14 protein-coding genes are annotated in these 14,818 nt (G+C 72.0%); 13 read left to right on the top strand and 1 reads right to left on the bottom strand.

Translation table 11 applies throughout. From position 1 onward, the window contains the following. Positions 1–7: 7 nt before the first annotated feature. On the bottom strand, positions 8–2,188 hold the full coding sequence (locus tag DEJ51_RS05610; RefSeq protein WP_150256586.1) for an ATP-binding protein: 2,181 nt from the start codon (positions 2,186–2,188) through the stop codon (positions 8–10). Positions 2,189–2,335: 147 nt separating this feature from the next. On the opposite strand from DEJ51_RS05610, the gene DEJ51_RS05605 reads away from it, so the two are divergent. The 13 genes from DEJ51_RS05605 (at position 2,336) to DEJ51_RS05540 (ending at position 14,812) form a co-directional block, all read left to right on the top strand. Beyond that, on the top strand, positions 2,336–2,779 hold the full coding sequence (locus DEJ51_RS05605) for a DUF948 domain-containing protein (RefSeq protein ID WP_150256585.1): 444 nt from the start codon (positions 2,336–2,338) through the stop codon (positions 2,777–2,779). A gap of 8 nt (positions 2,780–2,787) precedes the next feature. Next, positions 2,788–3,132 (top strand): DUF6167 family protein, encoded by a 345-nt coding sequence (locus DEJ51_RS05600; protein ID WP_150256584.1) that lies wholly within the window; start codon positions 2,788–2,790, stop codon positions 3,130–3,132. Continuing rightward, positions 3,132–5,801: an alanine--tRNA ligase gene (gene alaS / locus DEJ51_RS05595; protein ID WP_150256583.1), complete on the top strand. Its 2,670-nt coding sequence runs from the start codon at positions 3,132–3,134 to the stop codon at positions 5,799–5,801. The genes DEJ51_RS05600 and alaS overlap by 1 nt, the downstream gene beginning before the upstream one ends. Before the next feature lie 2 nt (positions 5,802–5,803). Then, a complete protein-coding gene (gene ruvX, locus DEJ51_RS05590; RefSeq protein ID WP_150256582.1) occupies positions 5,804–6,274 on the top strand; it encodes a Holliday junction resolvase RuvX in 471 nt (156 codons plus the stop codon). A 128-nt stretch (positions 6,275–6,402) separates the two neighbouring features. Then, on the top strand, positions 6,403–8,214 hold the full coding sequence (gene mltG / locus DEJ51_RS05580; RefSeq protein WP_150256581.1) for an endolytic transglycosylase MltG: 1,812 nt from the start codon (positions 6,403–6,405) through the stop codon (positions 8,212–8,214). A gap of 6 nt (positions 8,215–8,220) precedes the next feature. Beyond that, on the top strand, positions 8,221–9,045 hold the full coding sequence (locus tag DEJ51_RS05575) for a shikimate dehydrogenase (protein WP_150256580.1): 825 nt from the start codon (positions 8,221–8,223) through the stop codon (positions 9,043–9,045). Positions 9,046–9,077: 32 nt separating this feature from the next. Further along, the gene (locus DEJ51_RS05570; protein WP_150256579.1) at positions 9,078–9,269 is read left to right on the top strand and encodes a hypothetical protein; all 192 of its coding nucleotides are present in this window, start codon (positions 9,078–9,080) and stop codon (positions 9,267–9,269) included. A 132-nt stretch (positions 9,270–9,401) separates the two neighbouring features. Then, a complete protein-coding gene (aroC, locus tag DEJ51_RS05565; RefSeq protein WP_150256578.1) occupies positions 9,402–10,586 on the top strand; it encodes a chorismate synthase in 1,185 nt (394 codons plus the stop codon). Beyond that, a complete protein-coding gene (locus tag DEJ51_RS05560; RefSeq protein WP_150256577.1) occupies positions 10,583–11,101 on the top strand; it encodes a shikimate kinase in 519 nt (172 codons plus the stop codon). Before aroC ends, DEJ51_RS05560 begins: the two co-directional genes overlap by 4 nt. Further along, positions 11,098–12,189: a 3-dehydroquinate synthase gene (gene aroB, locus DEJ51_RS05555; protein WP_150256576.1), complete on the top strand. Its 1,092-nt coding sequence runs from the start codon at positions 11,098–11,100 to the stop codon at positions 12,187–12,189. The genes DEJ51_RS05560 and aroB overlap by 4 nt, the downstream gene beginning before the upstream one ends. After that, complete coding sequence (gene aroQ / locus DEJ51_RS05550) at positions 12,186–12,626, top strand: type II 3-dehydroquinate dehydratase (RefSeq protein WP_150256575.1); 441 nt, start codon at positions 12,186–12,188, stop codon at positions 12,624–12,626. The genes aroB and aroQ overlap by 4 nt, the downstream gene beginning before the upstream one ends. 92 nt (positions 12,627–12,718) lie before the next feature. Beyond that, on the top strand, positions 12,719–13,555 hold the full coding sequence (locus tag DEJ51_RS05545; RefSeq protein WP_150256574.1) for an AAA family ATPase: 837 nt from the start codon (positions 12,719–12,721) through the stop codon (positions 13,553–13,555). Positions 13,556–13,705: 150 nt separating this feature from the next. Further along, on the top strand, positions 13,706–14,812 hold the full coding sequence (locus DEJ51_RS05540) for an aminopeptidase P family protein (protein ID WP_150256573.1): 1,107 nt from the start codon (positions 13,706–13,708) through the stop codon (positions 14,810–14,812). Positions 14,813–14,818: the final 6 nt, after the last annotated feature.

Genomic DNA, 14,818 nt, shown 5'->3' with positions numbered 1-14,818 from the left:
GGCCGCCTCAGGGCTGCGGACGCTCCGCCGCGCCCGTCGTCACCCGGGAGCCGCGCGCCCCGCCGCCCGCCCGTCCCGCCTGCCGGGGCACCCCGCCGGCGCGCTCCTGCGGACCGCTCAGCGCCCGCCCGACCAGCGCCTCACGGCTCAGTTCCCGCCCCTCGGCCTCGTACGCGGCGTAGCGCTCGGCGCCCAGCAGCTCGCCCGCCTGCTCCCGACACATGAGCCGCGGGGCGTTGAAGTACCCCGAGCCGAACAGCTGCAGCCCCACCCCGCCCCACATCGGCTCCGCCGCGCCCTGCAGCACCGCCGCCTCGGCCGCGTCCCCCTCCGCCACCGTGACCAGCGCGAGCAGCTCCAGCGCGAGCACCAGTCCCACCAGATCGTGGAAGACGTGGTTGATCGCCACGCACTCGGTCAGCAGCTGCCGCGCCTCCCGTGTGCGCCCCGCTTCGAGGGCCGCGTACGCGAGGACGTACAGGGCGTACGCCTTCGTCCAGCGCTCCCCGCGCTCCTCGCAGATCTCCCGGACCTCCCCGCACAGCGCGAGCGCCCCCGGCAGGTCACCGAGGAAGGCCAGCGCCATCCCCAGCTCCACCTGGCACATCAGTACGTTGCTGTTCAGCTCGCCGGCCGACCGGTACTGCTCCAGCGCCGCGCCCAGCAGCTCCCGGGCCCGCGCCATGTCGTCCGAGACCAGCGCCAGGCAGCCCATCCGGTGCACCGCGTAGGCCGCCGCGACCGGGTTTCCGCTCCGCGCCGCCCCGTCCCGGCACTCGTACAGGGCGCTCATCGCGGCCGTCGCGTCCCCCTGCAAGGCGGCGACGTAGCCCAGCACCCACAGCGCCTTCAGCCGCGAGCCCTCGTACTCCACCGCCTGGTCCACCGGTTCCAGGGCCCGGTCGAGCCAGTGCCGCCCCTCGGTCAGGCGCCCGCAGCCGGCCCAGTAGAACCACAGGGTCCCCGCCAGGTACTGGCCCAGATGCGCCTCGTCCGGCTCGTCCAGGCAGCACTCCAGGGCGAGCCGGATGTTGGCCAGCTCCGCCTCCACCAGTGCGGCCACCTCCTGCTGGCGCGGGCTGAACCAGTCCAGCTCGCACCACGTCGCCAGCCCCACGTACCAGTCCCGGTGGCGCCGCCGCAGCCGTCCCGCGTCGCCCAGCGACTCCAGCCACCCCGCCCCGTACACCCGTACGGTCTCCAGCATCCGGAAGCGCACCCCGGCGGGCGTCTCCTCCCGGACCAGCAGGGACTGGGCCTGGAGCTCCCCGACCAGGTCCAGCAGCTCCTCCACCGGCAGATCCGGACCCGCGCACACGTATTCGACGGCGTCGAGGTCGAACTGCCCGGCGAACACCGACAGCCGTGCCCACAGCAGCCGCTCCGCGGGCGTGCACAGCTCGTGACTCCAGCCGATCGCCGTCCGCAGCGCCCGGTGCCGGGCGAGCCCGCCGCGCGCACCGCCCGTCAGCAGCGCGAACCGGTCCTCCAGCCGGGCCAGGACCTGCGCGGGGGACAGCGTCCGGAGCCGGCCCGCGGCCAGCTCCAGCGCCAGCGGGATCCCGTCGAGGCGGGCGCACAGATCGACCAGCGCGGGCCGGTTCTCCGGGGTCACCGCGAAGGCCGGGTCGGCCGCGGACGCCCGCGCCACCAGCAGGGCCAGCGCCTCCTCGGCGGCGGGCGGGGCCAGCGGGAAGGCCAGCTCCCCGTCCAGGGCCAGCGGGCGCCGGCCGGCCGCCAGGACGCGCAGGCCGGGGCAGCGCCGCAGGAGGTCCCGTACCAGGACGGCGCACTCGTCGACCAGGTGCTCGAAGCCGTCCAGGACCAGCAGCAGCCGGCGTCCCGCCAGGTGCTCGGCCAGAACCGTCCGCAGCGGCCGGGTGGTGTGGTCGGTCAGCTCCAGCGCCTCGGCGAGGGCCAGCTCCAGCAGCGCGGGATCCCGTACGGTGGCCAGCTCCGCCAGCCACACCCCGTCGCAGTAGCGTTCCTGCGATCCCTCGGCGGCGGCCCGGGCGGCCGCGAGCGCGAGCCGGGACTTGCCCACTCCGCCCACGCCGGTCACCGTCACGAGCCGCGAGGACTCCAGAAGCCGCCCCAGCTCGGCGAGTTCGCCACCCCGCCCGACGAACCGGCCGAGCTCCGAGGGAAGATTGCCCCCGGCGGTACTACGAAGGGGTCTCTGTCCCATGGGACACGGAGAGTACTGCTCCGGACGCGCTGCGTTCAAGGCGGGTCCGGTCCTCCCGGATTTCCGGTACGGCCGGGGATCTCCGGCGCGATAGGGTCGGAGGGCGAATAGTCCTGCGGTTCAGGTACAGACAGAGAGCGGTGTGACGTGTCCGGTGTAGAGGTGGCCGGGATCATCGTGGCCGTCTTCTGGGCCATCCTGATCTCCTTCCTCGCCGTGGCCCTGGTGAGGCTGGCCCAGGTGCTCAGGGCGGCCACCAAGCTGGTGGCCGACGTGACCGACCAGGCCGTCCCCCTGCTCGCCGACGCCTCCACCACCGTCCGCTCCGCGCGCACCCAGCTCGACCGGGTCGACGCCATCGCGAGCGACGTGCAGGAGGTCACCTCCAACGCCTCCGCGCTGTCCTCCACCGTGGCCACCGCCTTCGGCGGGCCGCTGGTGAAGGTCGCGGCCTTCGGCTACGGCGTCCGCAAGGCGCTGGGCAAGGGGGATGCCGCGACGTCGGGCGGTACGCCGTCGAAGACATCCCGACGAACCGTGATCGTCGGACGTACGGTGCCGGCCGCCCGGCGCCGCAAGCAGAAGGGCTGAGACCGCCGATGTTCCGCCGAGCCTTCTGGTTCACCGCCGGCGCAGCCGCCGGCGTGTGGGCCACCACCAAGGTCAACCGCCAGCTGAAGAAGCTGACGCCGGAGAGTCTCGCCGCCCAGGCGGCCGACAAGGCCGTGGAGGCGGGACACCGCCTCAAGGACTTCGCCCTCGACGTCAGAGCGGGAATGACGCAGCGCGAGGACGAGCTGAACGACGCACTGGGACTCCACCAGGATCCCGACCGGCCCGACAACGTCACGGCCCTCCCCGGGCCCCGGCGGCTGCGGGCCATCGAGAACACCAAGACCACCTACCGACCCAAAATGTCGTACGACCGGAATGAGGACCACTGATGGAGTCGGCTGAGATTCGCCGCCGCTGGCTGAGCTTCTTCGAGGAGCGCGGTCACGCCGTTGTCCCTTCGGCGTCGCTCATCGCGGACGACCCGACTCTGCTGCTGGTGCCCGCGGGCATGGTGCCGTTCAAGCCCTACTTCCTGGGTGAGACCAAGCCTCCGGCCCCGACGCTCACCAGCGTCCAGAAGTGCGTCCGCACGCCGGACATCGAAGAGGTCGGCAAGACCACCCGCCACGGCACGTTCTTCCAGATGTGCGGCAACTTCTCCTTCGGGGACTACTTCAAGGAAGGCGCCATCAAGTACGCCTGGGAGCTGCTGACCAGCTCCGTGGCGGACGGCGGCTACGGCCTGGAGCCCGAGAAGCTCTGGATCACCGTCTACCTCGACGACGACGAGGCCGAGCAGATCTGGCGCGAGAAGATCGGCGTCCCCGCCGAGCGCATCCAGCGCCTGGGCAAGAAGGACAACTTCTGGTCCATGGGCGTCCCGGGCCCCTGCGGCCCGTGCTCCGAGATCAACTACGACCGCGGCCCCGAGTTCGGCGTCGAGGGCGGCCCGGCCGTCAACGACGAGCGCTACGTGGAGATCTGGAACCTGGTCTTCATGCAGTACGAGCGCGGCGCCGGCGACGGGAAGGAGGACTTCCCGATCCTCGGCGACCTGCCGTCGAAGAACATCGACACGGGCCTGGGCCTCGAACGCCTCGCGATGATCCTGCAGGGCGTGCAGAACATGTACGAGACCGACACCCTGCGCGTGGTCATGGACAAGGCCACCGAGCTGACCGGTGTCCGCTACGGCGCCGCCCAGGGCACGGACGTCTCGCTGCGCGTGGTCGCCGACCACATCCGCACCTCGACCATGCTCATCGGCGACGGCGTCACCCCCGGCAACGAGGGCCGCGGCTACGTGCTGCGCCGCATCATGCGCCGCGCCATCCGCAACATGCGCCTCATGGGTGCCACCGGTCCCGTCGTCCAGGACCTCGTCGACGTCGTGATCAACACGATGGGCCAGCAGTACCCGGAGCTCGTCACCGACCGCAAGCGCATCGAGACCGTCGCGCTCGCCGAGGAAGCCGCCTTCCTGAAGGCCATCAAGGGCGGCACCAACATCCTCGACACCGCCGTCACCGAGACCAAGGCCACCGGCGGCACGGTCCTCTCCGGCGACAAGGCGTTCCTGCTCCACGACACCTGGGGCTTCCCGATCGACCTCACCCTGGAGATGGCCGCCGAGCAGGGCCTGACCGTGGACGAGCCCGGCTTCCGCCGCCTGATGCAGGAGCAGCGCGACCGCGCCAAGGCCGACGCCAAGGCCAAGAAGACCGGCCACGCGGACATGTCCGCCTACCGGGAGATCGCCGACGGCTCCGGCGCCACCGAGTTCACCGGCTACGCCACCAACCAGGGCGAGTCCACCATCGTCGGCCTCCTGGTCAACGGCGTCTCCGCGCCCGCCGCCTCCGAGGGCGACGAGGTCGAGGTCGTCCTCGACCGCACCCCCTTCTACGCCGAGGGCGGCGGCCAGCTCGCCGACCAGGGCCGCATCAAGCTCGACTCGGGCGCCGTCATCGTCGTCCGCGACGTGCAGCAGCCGGTCCCGGGCGTCTCCGTGCACAAGGGTTCCGTCCAGGTCGGCGAGGTGACGGTCGGCGCCTCCGCGTACGCCGCCATCGACGTGCACCGCCGCCGGGCCATCGCCCGCGCCCACTCGGCCACGCACCTGACCCACCAGGCGCTGCGCGACGCCCTCGGCCCGACCGCCGCCCAGGCCGGTTCGGAGAACAGCCCGGGCCGCTTCCGCTTCGACTTCGGCTCCCCGAACGCCGTCCCCGGCTCGGTCCTCACCGACGTGGAGCAGAAGATCAACGACGTGCTGTCGCGCGAGCTCGACGTCACCGCCGAGATCATGAGCATCGACGAGGCGAAGAAGCAGGGCGCCATCGCCGAGTTCGGCGAGAAGTACGGCGAGCGCGTGCGCGTCGTGACCATCGGCGACTTCTCCAAGGAGCTGTGCGGCGGCACGCACGTCGGCAACACCGCCCAGCTGGGCCTGGTCAAGCTGCTCGGCGAGTCCTCCATCGGCTCCGGCGTGCGCCGCGTCGAGGCCCTCGTGGGCGTGGACGCGTACAACTTCCTCGCCAAGGAGCACACGGTCGTCGCCCAGCTCCAGGAGCTGGTCAAGGGCCGTCCGGAGGAGCTGCCGGAGAAGATCGCCTCCATGCTCGGCAAGCTGAAGGACGCCGAGAAGGAGATCGAGAAGTTCCGCGCGGAGAAGGTCCTCCAGGCCGCCGCCGGTCTCGCCCAGAACGCCCAGGACGTCAAGGGCGTCGCCCTCGTCGTCGGCCAGGTGGCGGACGGCGTCGGCGCCGACGACCTGCGCAAGCTGGTCCTCGACGTCCGCGGCCGCATCCAGGGCGACCGTCCGGCCGTCGTGGCCCTGTTCACCGTGGCGAACGACCGCCCGCTGACCGTGATCGCCACCAACGAGGCCGCCCGCGAGCGCGGCCTCAAGGCCGGCGACCTGGTCCGTACGGCCGCCAAGACCCTCGGCGGCGGCGGTGGCGGCAAGCCGGACGTCGCCCAGGGCGGCGGCCAGAACGCGGCCGCCGTGCCGGAGGCCATCAGCGCCGTCGAGCGCCTCGTCGTCGAGACGGTCTGACGATGACTCTGCGCCGCGGCCGACGGCTCGCCATCGACGTCGGGGACGCCCGGATCGGGGTCGCGTCCTGCGACCCCGACGGGGTCCTGGCCACACCGGTGGAAACCGTTCCGGGCCGGGACATCCCCTTCGCCCACCGGCGGCTGCGGCAGCTCGTCGAGGAGTACGAGCCCCTCGAAGTCGTGGTCGGCCTCCCCCGCTCGCTCAGCGGGCGGGAGGGGCCGGCCGCGGCCAAGGTGCGCGCCTTCGCGAACGAACTCGCGAAGGGGATCAAGCCGGTGACGGTCCGTCTGGTGGACGAGCGGATGACCACGGTCACCGCCGCCCAGGGTCTGCGGGCCTCGGGGAAGAACGCCAAGAAGGGCCGGTCGGTCATCGACCAGGCAGCCGCTGTGGTGATCCTTCAGAACGCTCTTGAGACCGAACGGGTATCAGGTAATCCGCCCGGTGAGTGCGTCGAAGTGGTTGTCTGATCGCGATACGGTAACGTTCCGCGCGATGAGACGGCATTCGAACAGCCGTCGCCCACCGTCAAAGAGGCGGACCCGGGTGCCATGGACGAAGGAGTCCGTGGCCTCCGTCTCGCGGCTCTAGGGGACCGATGACTGAGTATGGCCGGGGCCGTGGCCCCGAACCCTGGCACCCCGAGGACCCCCTTTACGGGGACCAGGGGTGGACCGGGCACCAGACCCAGCAGGGCCAGGTGCCTCACGGCGGTGCCCCGCAGCAGCAGGAGTACCCACAGGAGCCGCAGTACCAGCAGCAGTACCCCCAGCATCCGCAGTACGAGCAGTACCCGGAGTACCAGCAGCACCAGCAGCCGCAGTACCCGCAGGGGCAGTACCCGCAGCAGGCGCAGCAGCAGCAGCCGCCGCAGCAGTACATGCAGGGCCAGGGCCAGGGCCAGGGCCAGGGCCAGGGCCAGTACCCGCAGCAGTACGCCGGGCAGCAGCAGGCCTACGCCCCGCAGCAGCAGGCACAGCAGCCCCAGCCGCAGCAGCCGGTGTACGACAGCCAGGGCTGGGACACCGGCCAGGGCCAGTACGCGGCGGCGGTGCGGACCGACCCGTACGCGGGCGTGGACCCCTACACCCAGCAGCCCGTGGCGGGCTACCCCGGTGAGGCTCCGGACCTCTACACCACGGAGGACGCCTACGAGCCGCCGCAGCCCCCGGGACGGCGGCACCTGGAGCCGGAACCCGCCGAGGAGCCGGAGCCGGCCGAGGAGCCGGAGAACGACCTGCTCACCGCCGGTGGCGGCGGTGACGGCGACGGAGACGACGGCGACGACCGCCGGGGTGGCCGCTCCAAGGGCGGCAAGCCCAAGAAGCGCAGCGGCACGGCCTGCCTGGTCGCCGCGGTCGTCGTCCTCGGCGTGGTCGGCGGTGGCGGCTACTACGGCTACAACTACATCAAGGCCAGGTTCAGCTCGGCCGAGGACTTCGCGGGCGAGGGCAGCGGCGACATCGTCGAGGTCGAGATCCCCAAGGGCTCGGGCCTCCTGCAGATGGGCCTGATCCTCAAGAAGGCGGGCGTCGTCGCCAGTGGGCAGGCGTTCGTCGACGCCGCGGCCAAGCTCCCCCCGGGCAAGGCCATCCAGGCCGGTGTCTACCCGCTCAGGAAGAAGATGTCGGCCGCCTCCGCGGTCGAGGTGATGAGCGACCCCTCGAAGCTGAACGTCATCACGGTCACCGAGGGCATGCGCAACACCGCGGTGTACGCGGCGATCGACAAGAAGCTGGGCCAGCAGGAGGGCACCACCGCCGAGATCGCCAAGCGCGAGATCAAGAACCTCGGCCTGCCGGCCTGGGCGAACAACAACCCGAAGCTGATCGACCCGCTCGAAGGCTTCCTGTACCCGGCGCGCTACGACCTCAGCAAGGACAGCACCCCCGACTCCCTGCTCAAGCAGATGGTCAAGAACGCGACCGACAAGTACGCGGAGCTCGGCCTCGAAGGCAAGGCCAAGGAACTGGGCCTGGAGAATCCGCTCCAGGTGGTCACGGTCGCGAGCCTCGTCAACGCCGAGGGCAAGAACCACGACGACTTCCGGAAGATGGCCGAGGTGGTCTACAACCGCCTCAAGAAGACCAACGACGTCACGAACCAGAAGCTCCAGTTCGACTCGACGTACAACTACGTGAAGAACCAGAGCGAGATCAACTTCAACCTGAAGGAAGCCCAGGCCTTCGACAACCCCTACAACACGCATTTCGTCAGGGGACTGCCCACCGGTCCGATCAACAACCCGGGCCTGGACGCGCTGACCGCTACGCTCAACCCGGACCACGGCGGCTGGATGTTCTTCGTGTCGGTCGACGGCAAGACCACGACCTTCACCAAGACCTACGAAGAGCACACCAAGCTGGCCAACGAGTTCCAGGAACGGCAGAAGCAGAAGAACGGCGGATAGCAGGACATGTCACGCATAAGGGCCGCGGTGTTGGGTTCGCCCATCGAGCACTCTCTCTCACCGGTGCTGCACCGCGCCGCTTATCAGGAGCTCGGCCTCGACGACTGGTCCTACGACCGCTTCGAGATCGACGAGGCCGCGCTCCCGGAGTTCGTGGCAGGACTCGGCCCCGAGTGGGCCGGGCTGTCCCTGACCATGCCGCTCAAGCGGGCGATCATGCCGCTGCTGGACGGCATCAGCGACACGGCCGCCGCCGTCGAGGCGGTCAACACCGTCGTCCTCACCGAGGACGGCCGCCGCCTCGGCGACAACACCGACATCCCCGGCATCGTCGCCGCGCTCCACGAGCGCGGCGTCGAGAAGGTGTCCTCGGCCGCCATCCTCGGCGCCGGGGCCACGGCCTCCTCGGCGCTGGCCGCGCTCTCGCGGATCTGCTCCGGCGAGGTCACCGCGTACGTCCGCTCGGCGGCCCGCGCCGACGAGATGCGGCAGTGGGGCGAGCGGCTCGGCGTGCCCGTCCGCACGGCCGACTGGTCCGAGGCGGCCGCCGCGCTGTCCGCGCCCCTGGTGATCGCCACCACACCGGCCGGTACGACCGACGCCCTGGCGGCGTCCGTACCCGCTGGGGCGGGCACCCTCTTCGACGTCCTCTACGACCCCTGGCCGACCGCGCTGGCCGAGGCCTGGTCCCGGCAGGGCGGCCAGGTCGTCGGCGGACTCGACCTGCTCGTCCACCAGGCCGTGCTCCAGGTCGAGCGGATGACGGGCCGGACCCCGGGGCCGCTCGCCGCGATGAGGGCCGCCGGAGAGCGGGCGCTCGCCGCCCGTTAGGCTTTCCGCCTGCGTACGCACAGGGGGGCGGCATGGACGGCAACAGCACGGACGAGGTACTCGCGTCGAAGTGGGACCTCCCCGTCGTCATCGGCACCGCGGCCCGGGTGGCCTTCGGCGGGCTCCCCTTGTGGGCCAAGGCGCTCATCATCGGACTCCTTGCTTCCGTCATCCTCTGGTACGGGATCACCTGGCAGCGTGAGCGCGGCCGGAGGTCCCGCTGACGCCTCGGGCGTCCGATAGCTGGACCGGGGCCCGAGAAACCCTTCCGGACGTGGGAGGATCGGGTGAGGCGGGTCAGGGCCGCGCACCCGATCGCGCCGTCGCTGTACCAGGCGCGAGCATGAGGAGCATCGTTGAGCAGGTTGCGTTGGCTGACCGCAGGAGAGTCGCACGGCCCGGCACTGGTCGCGACGCTGGAGGGTCTTCCCGCCGGCGTCCCGGTCACCACCGAGCTGGTGGCCGATCACCTGGCCCGTCGCCGACTCGGTTATGGCCGCGGTGCCCGCATGAAGTTCGAGCAGGACGAGATCACCTTCCTCGGCGGCGTCCGGCACGGCCTGTCCCAGGGCGGTCCGGTCGCGGTCATGATCGGCAACACCGAGTGGCCCAAGTGGGAGACCGTGATGTCGGCCGACCCGGTCGACCCCTCGCTCCTGAAGGAGACCGGTCGCAACGCGCCGCTGACCCGTCCGCGCCCCGGCCACGCCGACCTCGCGGGCATGCAGAAGTACGGCTTCGACGAGGCCCGGCCGATCCTGGAGCGCGCCAGCGCCCGTGAGACCGCCGCCCGCGTCGCCCTCGGCGCCGTCGCCCGCTCCTTCATCAAGGAGGTCGCGGGCATCGAGATCGTCTCCCACGTGGTCGAGCTGGCCGCGGCCAAGGCCCCGTACGGCGTCTACCCGACCCCGGCCGACGTGGAGAAGCTCGACGCCGACCCGGTGCGCTGCCTCGACGCCGACGCCAGCAAGGCGATGGTCGCCGAGATCGACCAGGCCCACAAGGACGGCGACACCCTCGGCGGCGTCGTCGAGGTCCTCGCCTACGGCGTCCCGGTCGGCCTCGGCTCGCACGTCCACTGGGACCGCCGGCTCGACGCCCGCCTCGCCGCCGCCCTCATGGGCATCCAGGCCATCAAGGGCGTCGAGGTCGGCGACGGCTTCGAGCTCGCCCGCGTGCCCGGCTCCAAGGCCCACGACGAGATCGTCTCCACCCCCGAGGGCATCAAGCGCACCTCCGGCCGCTCCGGCGGCACCGAGGGCGGCCTGACCACCGGCGAGCTGCTGCGCGTCCGCGCCGCGATGAAGCCCATCGCGACCGTCCCGCGCGCGCTGGCGACCGTCGACGTGGCCACCGGCGAGGCGGCGGTGGCCCACCACCAGCGCTCCGACGTGTGTGCCGTGCCCGCCGCCGGCATCGTCGCCGAGGCCATGGTCGCCCTCGTCCTGGCCGACGCGGTCGTCGAGAAGTTCGGCGGCGACTCCGTCCCGGAGACCCGCCGCAACGTCCGGGCGTACCTCGACAACCTGCAGATCCGGTGACGGCCGGACCGCTCGTCGTCCTCGTCGGACCCATGGGATCCGGCAAGTCCACGGTGGGGGCGCTGCTCGCCGAGCGGCTCGGCGTCCCCTACCGGGACACCGACGCCGACATCGTCACCGCCCAGGGGCGGCCGATCTCCGACATCTTCGTCGACGAGGGCGAGCCGTACTTCCGTGAGCTGGAACGGCAGGCCGTCGCGGCCGCCGTCTCCGGGCACACCGGAGTCCTCGCCCTCGGCGGCGGCGCCGTCCTCGACGAGGGCACCCGCGCCCTGCTCGCCGGCCTGCCCGTCGTCTACCTCTCGATGGACGTCGAGGAAGCGGTGCGGCGCGTGGGCCTCGGCGCCGCCCGCCCGCTGCTCGCCGTCAACCCGCGCCGCCAGTGGCGCGAGCTGATGGACGCCCGGCGCCCCCTGTACACCGAAGTCGCGCGCGTCGTGGTGGCCACCGACGACCGCACCCCCGAAGAGGTCGCCCAGGCGGTCCTCGACGCTCTGGAGTTGAAGGACGTATGACAGACCAGGTGACGCGGATCCACGTCGGCGGAAGCGCCGGCCATGACCCGTACGACGTGCTGGTCGGGCGGCAGCTGCTCGGCGAGCTCGGCTCCCTGATCGGTACGAAGGCCCAGCGGGTCGCCGTCATCCACCCCGAGGCGCTGGCCTCGACCGGTGAGGCACTGCGCGACGACCTGGCCGAGCAGGGCTACGAGGCGGTCGCCATCCAGGTGCCGAACGCCGAGGAGGCCAAGACGGTCGAGGTCGCCGCCTACTGCTGGAAGGCGCTGGGCCAGTCCGGCTTCACCCGCACCGACGTGATCGTCGGCGTCGGCGGCGGAGCCACCACCGACCTCGCGGGCTTCGTTGCGGCCAGCTGGCTGCGCGGCGTGCGCTGGGTCGCCGTACCGACCACCGTCCTCGCGATGGTGGACGCGGCGGTCGGCGGCAAGACCGGCATCAACACCGCCGAGGGCAAGAACCTCGTGGGTGCCTTCCACCCGCCGGCCGGCGTGCTCTGCGACCTGGCGGCCCTCGACTCGCTGCCGGTCAACGACTACGTCAGCGGCCTCGCCGAGATCATCAAGGCCGGGTTCATCTCCGACCCGGTGATCCTCGACCTGATCGAGGAGGACCCGGCGGCGGCGCGTACGCCCGAGGGCCCGCACACCGCCGAGCTCATCGTGCGCTCCATCCAGGTCAAGGCCGACGTGGTCTCCAGCGACCTCAAGGAGTCGGGACTGCGCGAGATCCTCAACTACGGCCACACCCTCGCGCACGCCATCGAGAAGAACGAGCGCTACAAGTGGCGGCACGGCGCGGCCGTGTCCGTCGGCATGGTCTTCGCCGCCGAGCTCGGCCGGCTCGCGGGCCGGCTCGACGACGCGACGGCCGACCGGCACAAGGCGGTCCTGGCCTCGGTCGGGCTGCCGCTTACCTACCGCGGCGACCAGTGGTCCAAGCTGCTCCAGACCATGCAGGTCGACAAGAAGTCCCGCGGCAACCTGCTGCGCTTCATCGTCCTCGACGGGCTGGCCAAGCCGACCGTCCTGGAGGGTCCCGACCCGGCGCACCTCGTCGCCGCCTACGGCGAGGTGTCGGCGTGAGCCGCCGAGTCCTCGTGCTGAACGGCCCGAACCTGGGCCGGCTCGGCTCGCGCGAGCCCGACGTGTACGGGGCCACCTCGTACACGGGACTGGTGGAGAGCTGCCGCTCGCTGGGCGAGGAGCTCGGCTTCGACGTGGAGGTCCGTGAGACCAACGACGAGGGCGAGCTGATCCGCTGGCTGCACGAGGCAGCCGACGGGAAGATCCCCGTGGTCATCAACCCGGGGGCCTTCACCCACTACTCGTACGGCATGCGGGACGCGGCCGCGCAGCGCACGGCGCCGCTGATCGAGGTGCACATCTCGAACCCGTACGCCCGCGAGGAGTTCCGTCACACCTCGGTCATCGCGGCCGTGGCGACCGGAACGGTGGCGGGCTTCGGCATCGGTTCGTACCGGCTGGCGCTGCGCGCACTGGCGGACGAGATCTCCGGCTGACACCCTGCCTGACGGTGCTGGTGGACGGCCGGGCCCCGGCAGTCATATAACGTTCTCGCATCAGTCGCCGGAACGAGACGGAGTGGCAGCGGATGCAGCACGGAGTGGGGGGCGGGGGCGGAGCTGCGGGCTGGGGGCAACCCGGACCGCAGCCGTCGGTGCCCCCGCAGCCGCCGATGGCCCCGGCGCAGGGCTGGCCGGGTTCGCCCCCGCCGCAGTCTCCGCCGCAGCAGCCACCGCACCCGCCCCACCAGCCGCTTCACCAGCACCACCAGCACCACCAGCACCACCAGTCCCAGCCGGTGCCCGCCGTGCCGGAGGCAACCGGGCACATCCCGCTGCCTCCCGCGGTGCCGGGCACCGGCGGGGCCGTCCTCGCCGTGCTGCTGATCGGCCCGGCCGGCGCCGGCAAGACCACGGTCGCCCGGCACTGGGCCAGCACCCGGCCCGTGCCGACCGCCCACGTCAGCCTGGACGACGTCCGCGAGTGGGTCTGCTCGGGCTTCGCGGACCCCCAGGCGGGCTGGAACGAGCACTCCGAGGCCCAGTACCGGCTCGCCCGCCGCACCTGCGGCTTCGCCGCCCGCAACTACCTGGCGAACGGCATCTCCTGCATCCTGGACGACGCCGTCTTCCCCGACCGGCCCGTGGTCGGTCTGGGCGGCTGGAAGCGGCACGTGGGGCCGAACCTGCTGCCGGTCGTACTCCTGCCCGGCCTGGAGATCGTGCTGGAGCGCAACGCCGAGCGCTCCGGCAACCGCCGGCTCTCCGACGAGGAAGTCGCACGGATCCACGGCCGGATGGCCGGCTGGTACGGCTCCGGACTGCCGATCATCGACAACACCCACCTCGACGTCGAGGGCACCGCCCGCGCCCTCGACGAGGCCCTGGCCCGCGCCCTGTCCGCCCCCGGCGGCTGGACCCCGTAGGCAGCCCAGGCGCAGTCCCTGCCGGATCGAGCCGGCGCCGCGGGCCCGGCAGGATCCGGACGAGACGGCCTGGATCGGGAACGGGCGGCCCGGGCCCGTCCGGACGCGCTCGCCGGGCCGGATCGGCGGTGCGCTCGTACGCTCGAAGACATGTCAGACGTGTACGCCGCCCGCCGGGACCTGCTTCGCGACCGATGCGCCGCCGCGGGGAACGCCGCCGCACTGATCACGCGTCCGGCGAACGTCCGCTACCTCTCCGGGGCGTCCCCGCTCGGCGCGGTGCTGCTCGTCGGCCCCACCGAGGACATGCTCTTCTGCTCCGGCGCGCCCACCGGCGAAGCCGACGAGGGCCGCCTCGACGAGCACCTGAACGTCTCCGTCCTGGGCAGCCCCGGCGGGGACCCGGCCGTCGCGGCCGCCGATCTGGCCGCCGCAGTCCGGGCCGAATCCCTCGCGGTGGAGGAACACCACCTCACCGTCGGCCGGCACCGGGCCCTGCGCTCCGTCGCGCCCAGACTGCGCCTCGCCGACCTCGGCACCGCCGTGGAGCAGCAGCGCCTCGTCAAGGACGAGCAGGAGATCGCCTGCCTGCGGATCGCCGCCGAGATCGCCGACCAGGCCCTGGGGGAGCTGCTGGAGTCCATCCTGGTCGGGCGCACCGAGCGGCACCTCGCGCTGGAGCTGGAGCGGCGGCTCGTCGACCACGGGGCGGACGGCCCGGCCTTCCCGACCTCCGTCGGCACGGGCCCGCACTCCGGCCGCTCCCGGCACCGGCCATCCGACCGAAGGGTGGAGGAGGGCGACTTCCTCACGGTCTGCCTGGGCGCCAACTACCGCGGCTACCGCTGCGAGATCGGCCGGACCTTCGTGATCGGCACCAGCCCGGCCGACTGGCAGATCGAGCTGTACGACCTCGTCTTCACCGCCCAGCGGGCCGGGCGCGAGGCCCTGCTGCCCGGGGCCGCGTACCGGGAAGTCGACCGTGCCGCACGCTCCGTCCTGGACTCCGCGGGCCACACGGAAGCCCTCGCTCCGTGGACCGGACACGGCGTGGGCCTCGAAATCGACGAGGACCCGCAGCTTGCACCTACGGCAATGGGTAAACTGGACGCTTGCGTGCCGGTCACCGTCGAACCGGGGGTTCACCTCCCGGGCCGGGGAGGTGTCCGGATCGATGACACGCTCGTCGTGCGCCCCGAGGCGGACGGCGGTCCCGAGCTACTCACCATTACGACCAAGGAGCTGCTCGCGCTCTAGCCGGTT

It is taken from the genome of Streptomyces venezuelae, from assembly GCF_008642275.1.
Classification (GTDB): domain Bacteria; phylum Actinomycetota; class Actinomycetes; order Streptomycetales; family Streptomycetaceae; genus Streptomyces; species Streptomyces venezuelae_E.
Note: the sequence above shows the minus strand (reverse complement) of the source record. Positions and strands in the feature narration are given on the sequence as shown.

Bases quoted from the DNA above. Each gene is read 5' to 3' on its own strand.
- aroB (WP_150256576.1), top strand. From the start codon at position 11,098: ATGACAGACCAGGTGACGCGGATCCACGTCGGCGGAAGCGCCGGCCAT.
- DEJ51_RS05540 (WP_150256573.1), top strand. From the start codon at position 13,706: ATGTCAGACGTGTACGCCGCCCGCCGGGACCTGCTTCGCGACCGATGC.
- alaS (WP_150256583.1), top strand. From the start codon at position 3,132: ATGGAGTCGGCTGAGATTCGCCGCCGCTGGCTGAGCTTCTTCGAGGAG.
- ruvX (WP_150256582.1), top strand. From the start codon at position 5,804: ATGACTCTGCGCCGCGGCCGACGGCTCGCCATCGACGTCGGGGACGCC.
- DEJ51_RS05575 (WP_150256580.1), top strand. From the start codon at position 8,221: ATGTCACGCATAAGGGCCGCGGTGTTGGGTTCGCCCATCGAGCACTCT.
- DEJ51_RS05610 (WP_150256586.1), bottom strand. From the start codon at position 2,188: ATGGGACAGAGACCCCTTCGTAGTACCGCCGGGGGCAATCTTCCCTCG.
- DEJ51_RS05600 (WP_150256584.1), top strand. From the start codon at position 2,788: ATGTTCCGCCGAGCCTTCTGGTTCACCGCCGGCGCAGCCGCCGGCGTG.
- mltG (WP_150256581.1), top strand. From the start codon at position 6,403: ATGACTGAGTATGGCCGGGGCCGTGGCCCCGAACCCTGGCACCCCGAG.
- DEJ51_RS05545 (WP_150256574.1), top strand. From the start codon at position 12,719: ATGCAGCACGGAGTGGGGGGCGGGGGCGGAGCTGCGGGCTGGGGGCAA.
- DEJ51_RS05570 (WP_150256579.1), top strand. From the start codon at position 9,078: ATGGACGGCAACAGCACGGACGAGGTACTCGCGTCGAAGTGGGACCTC.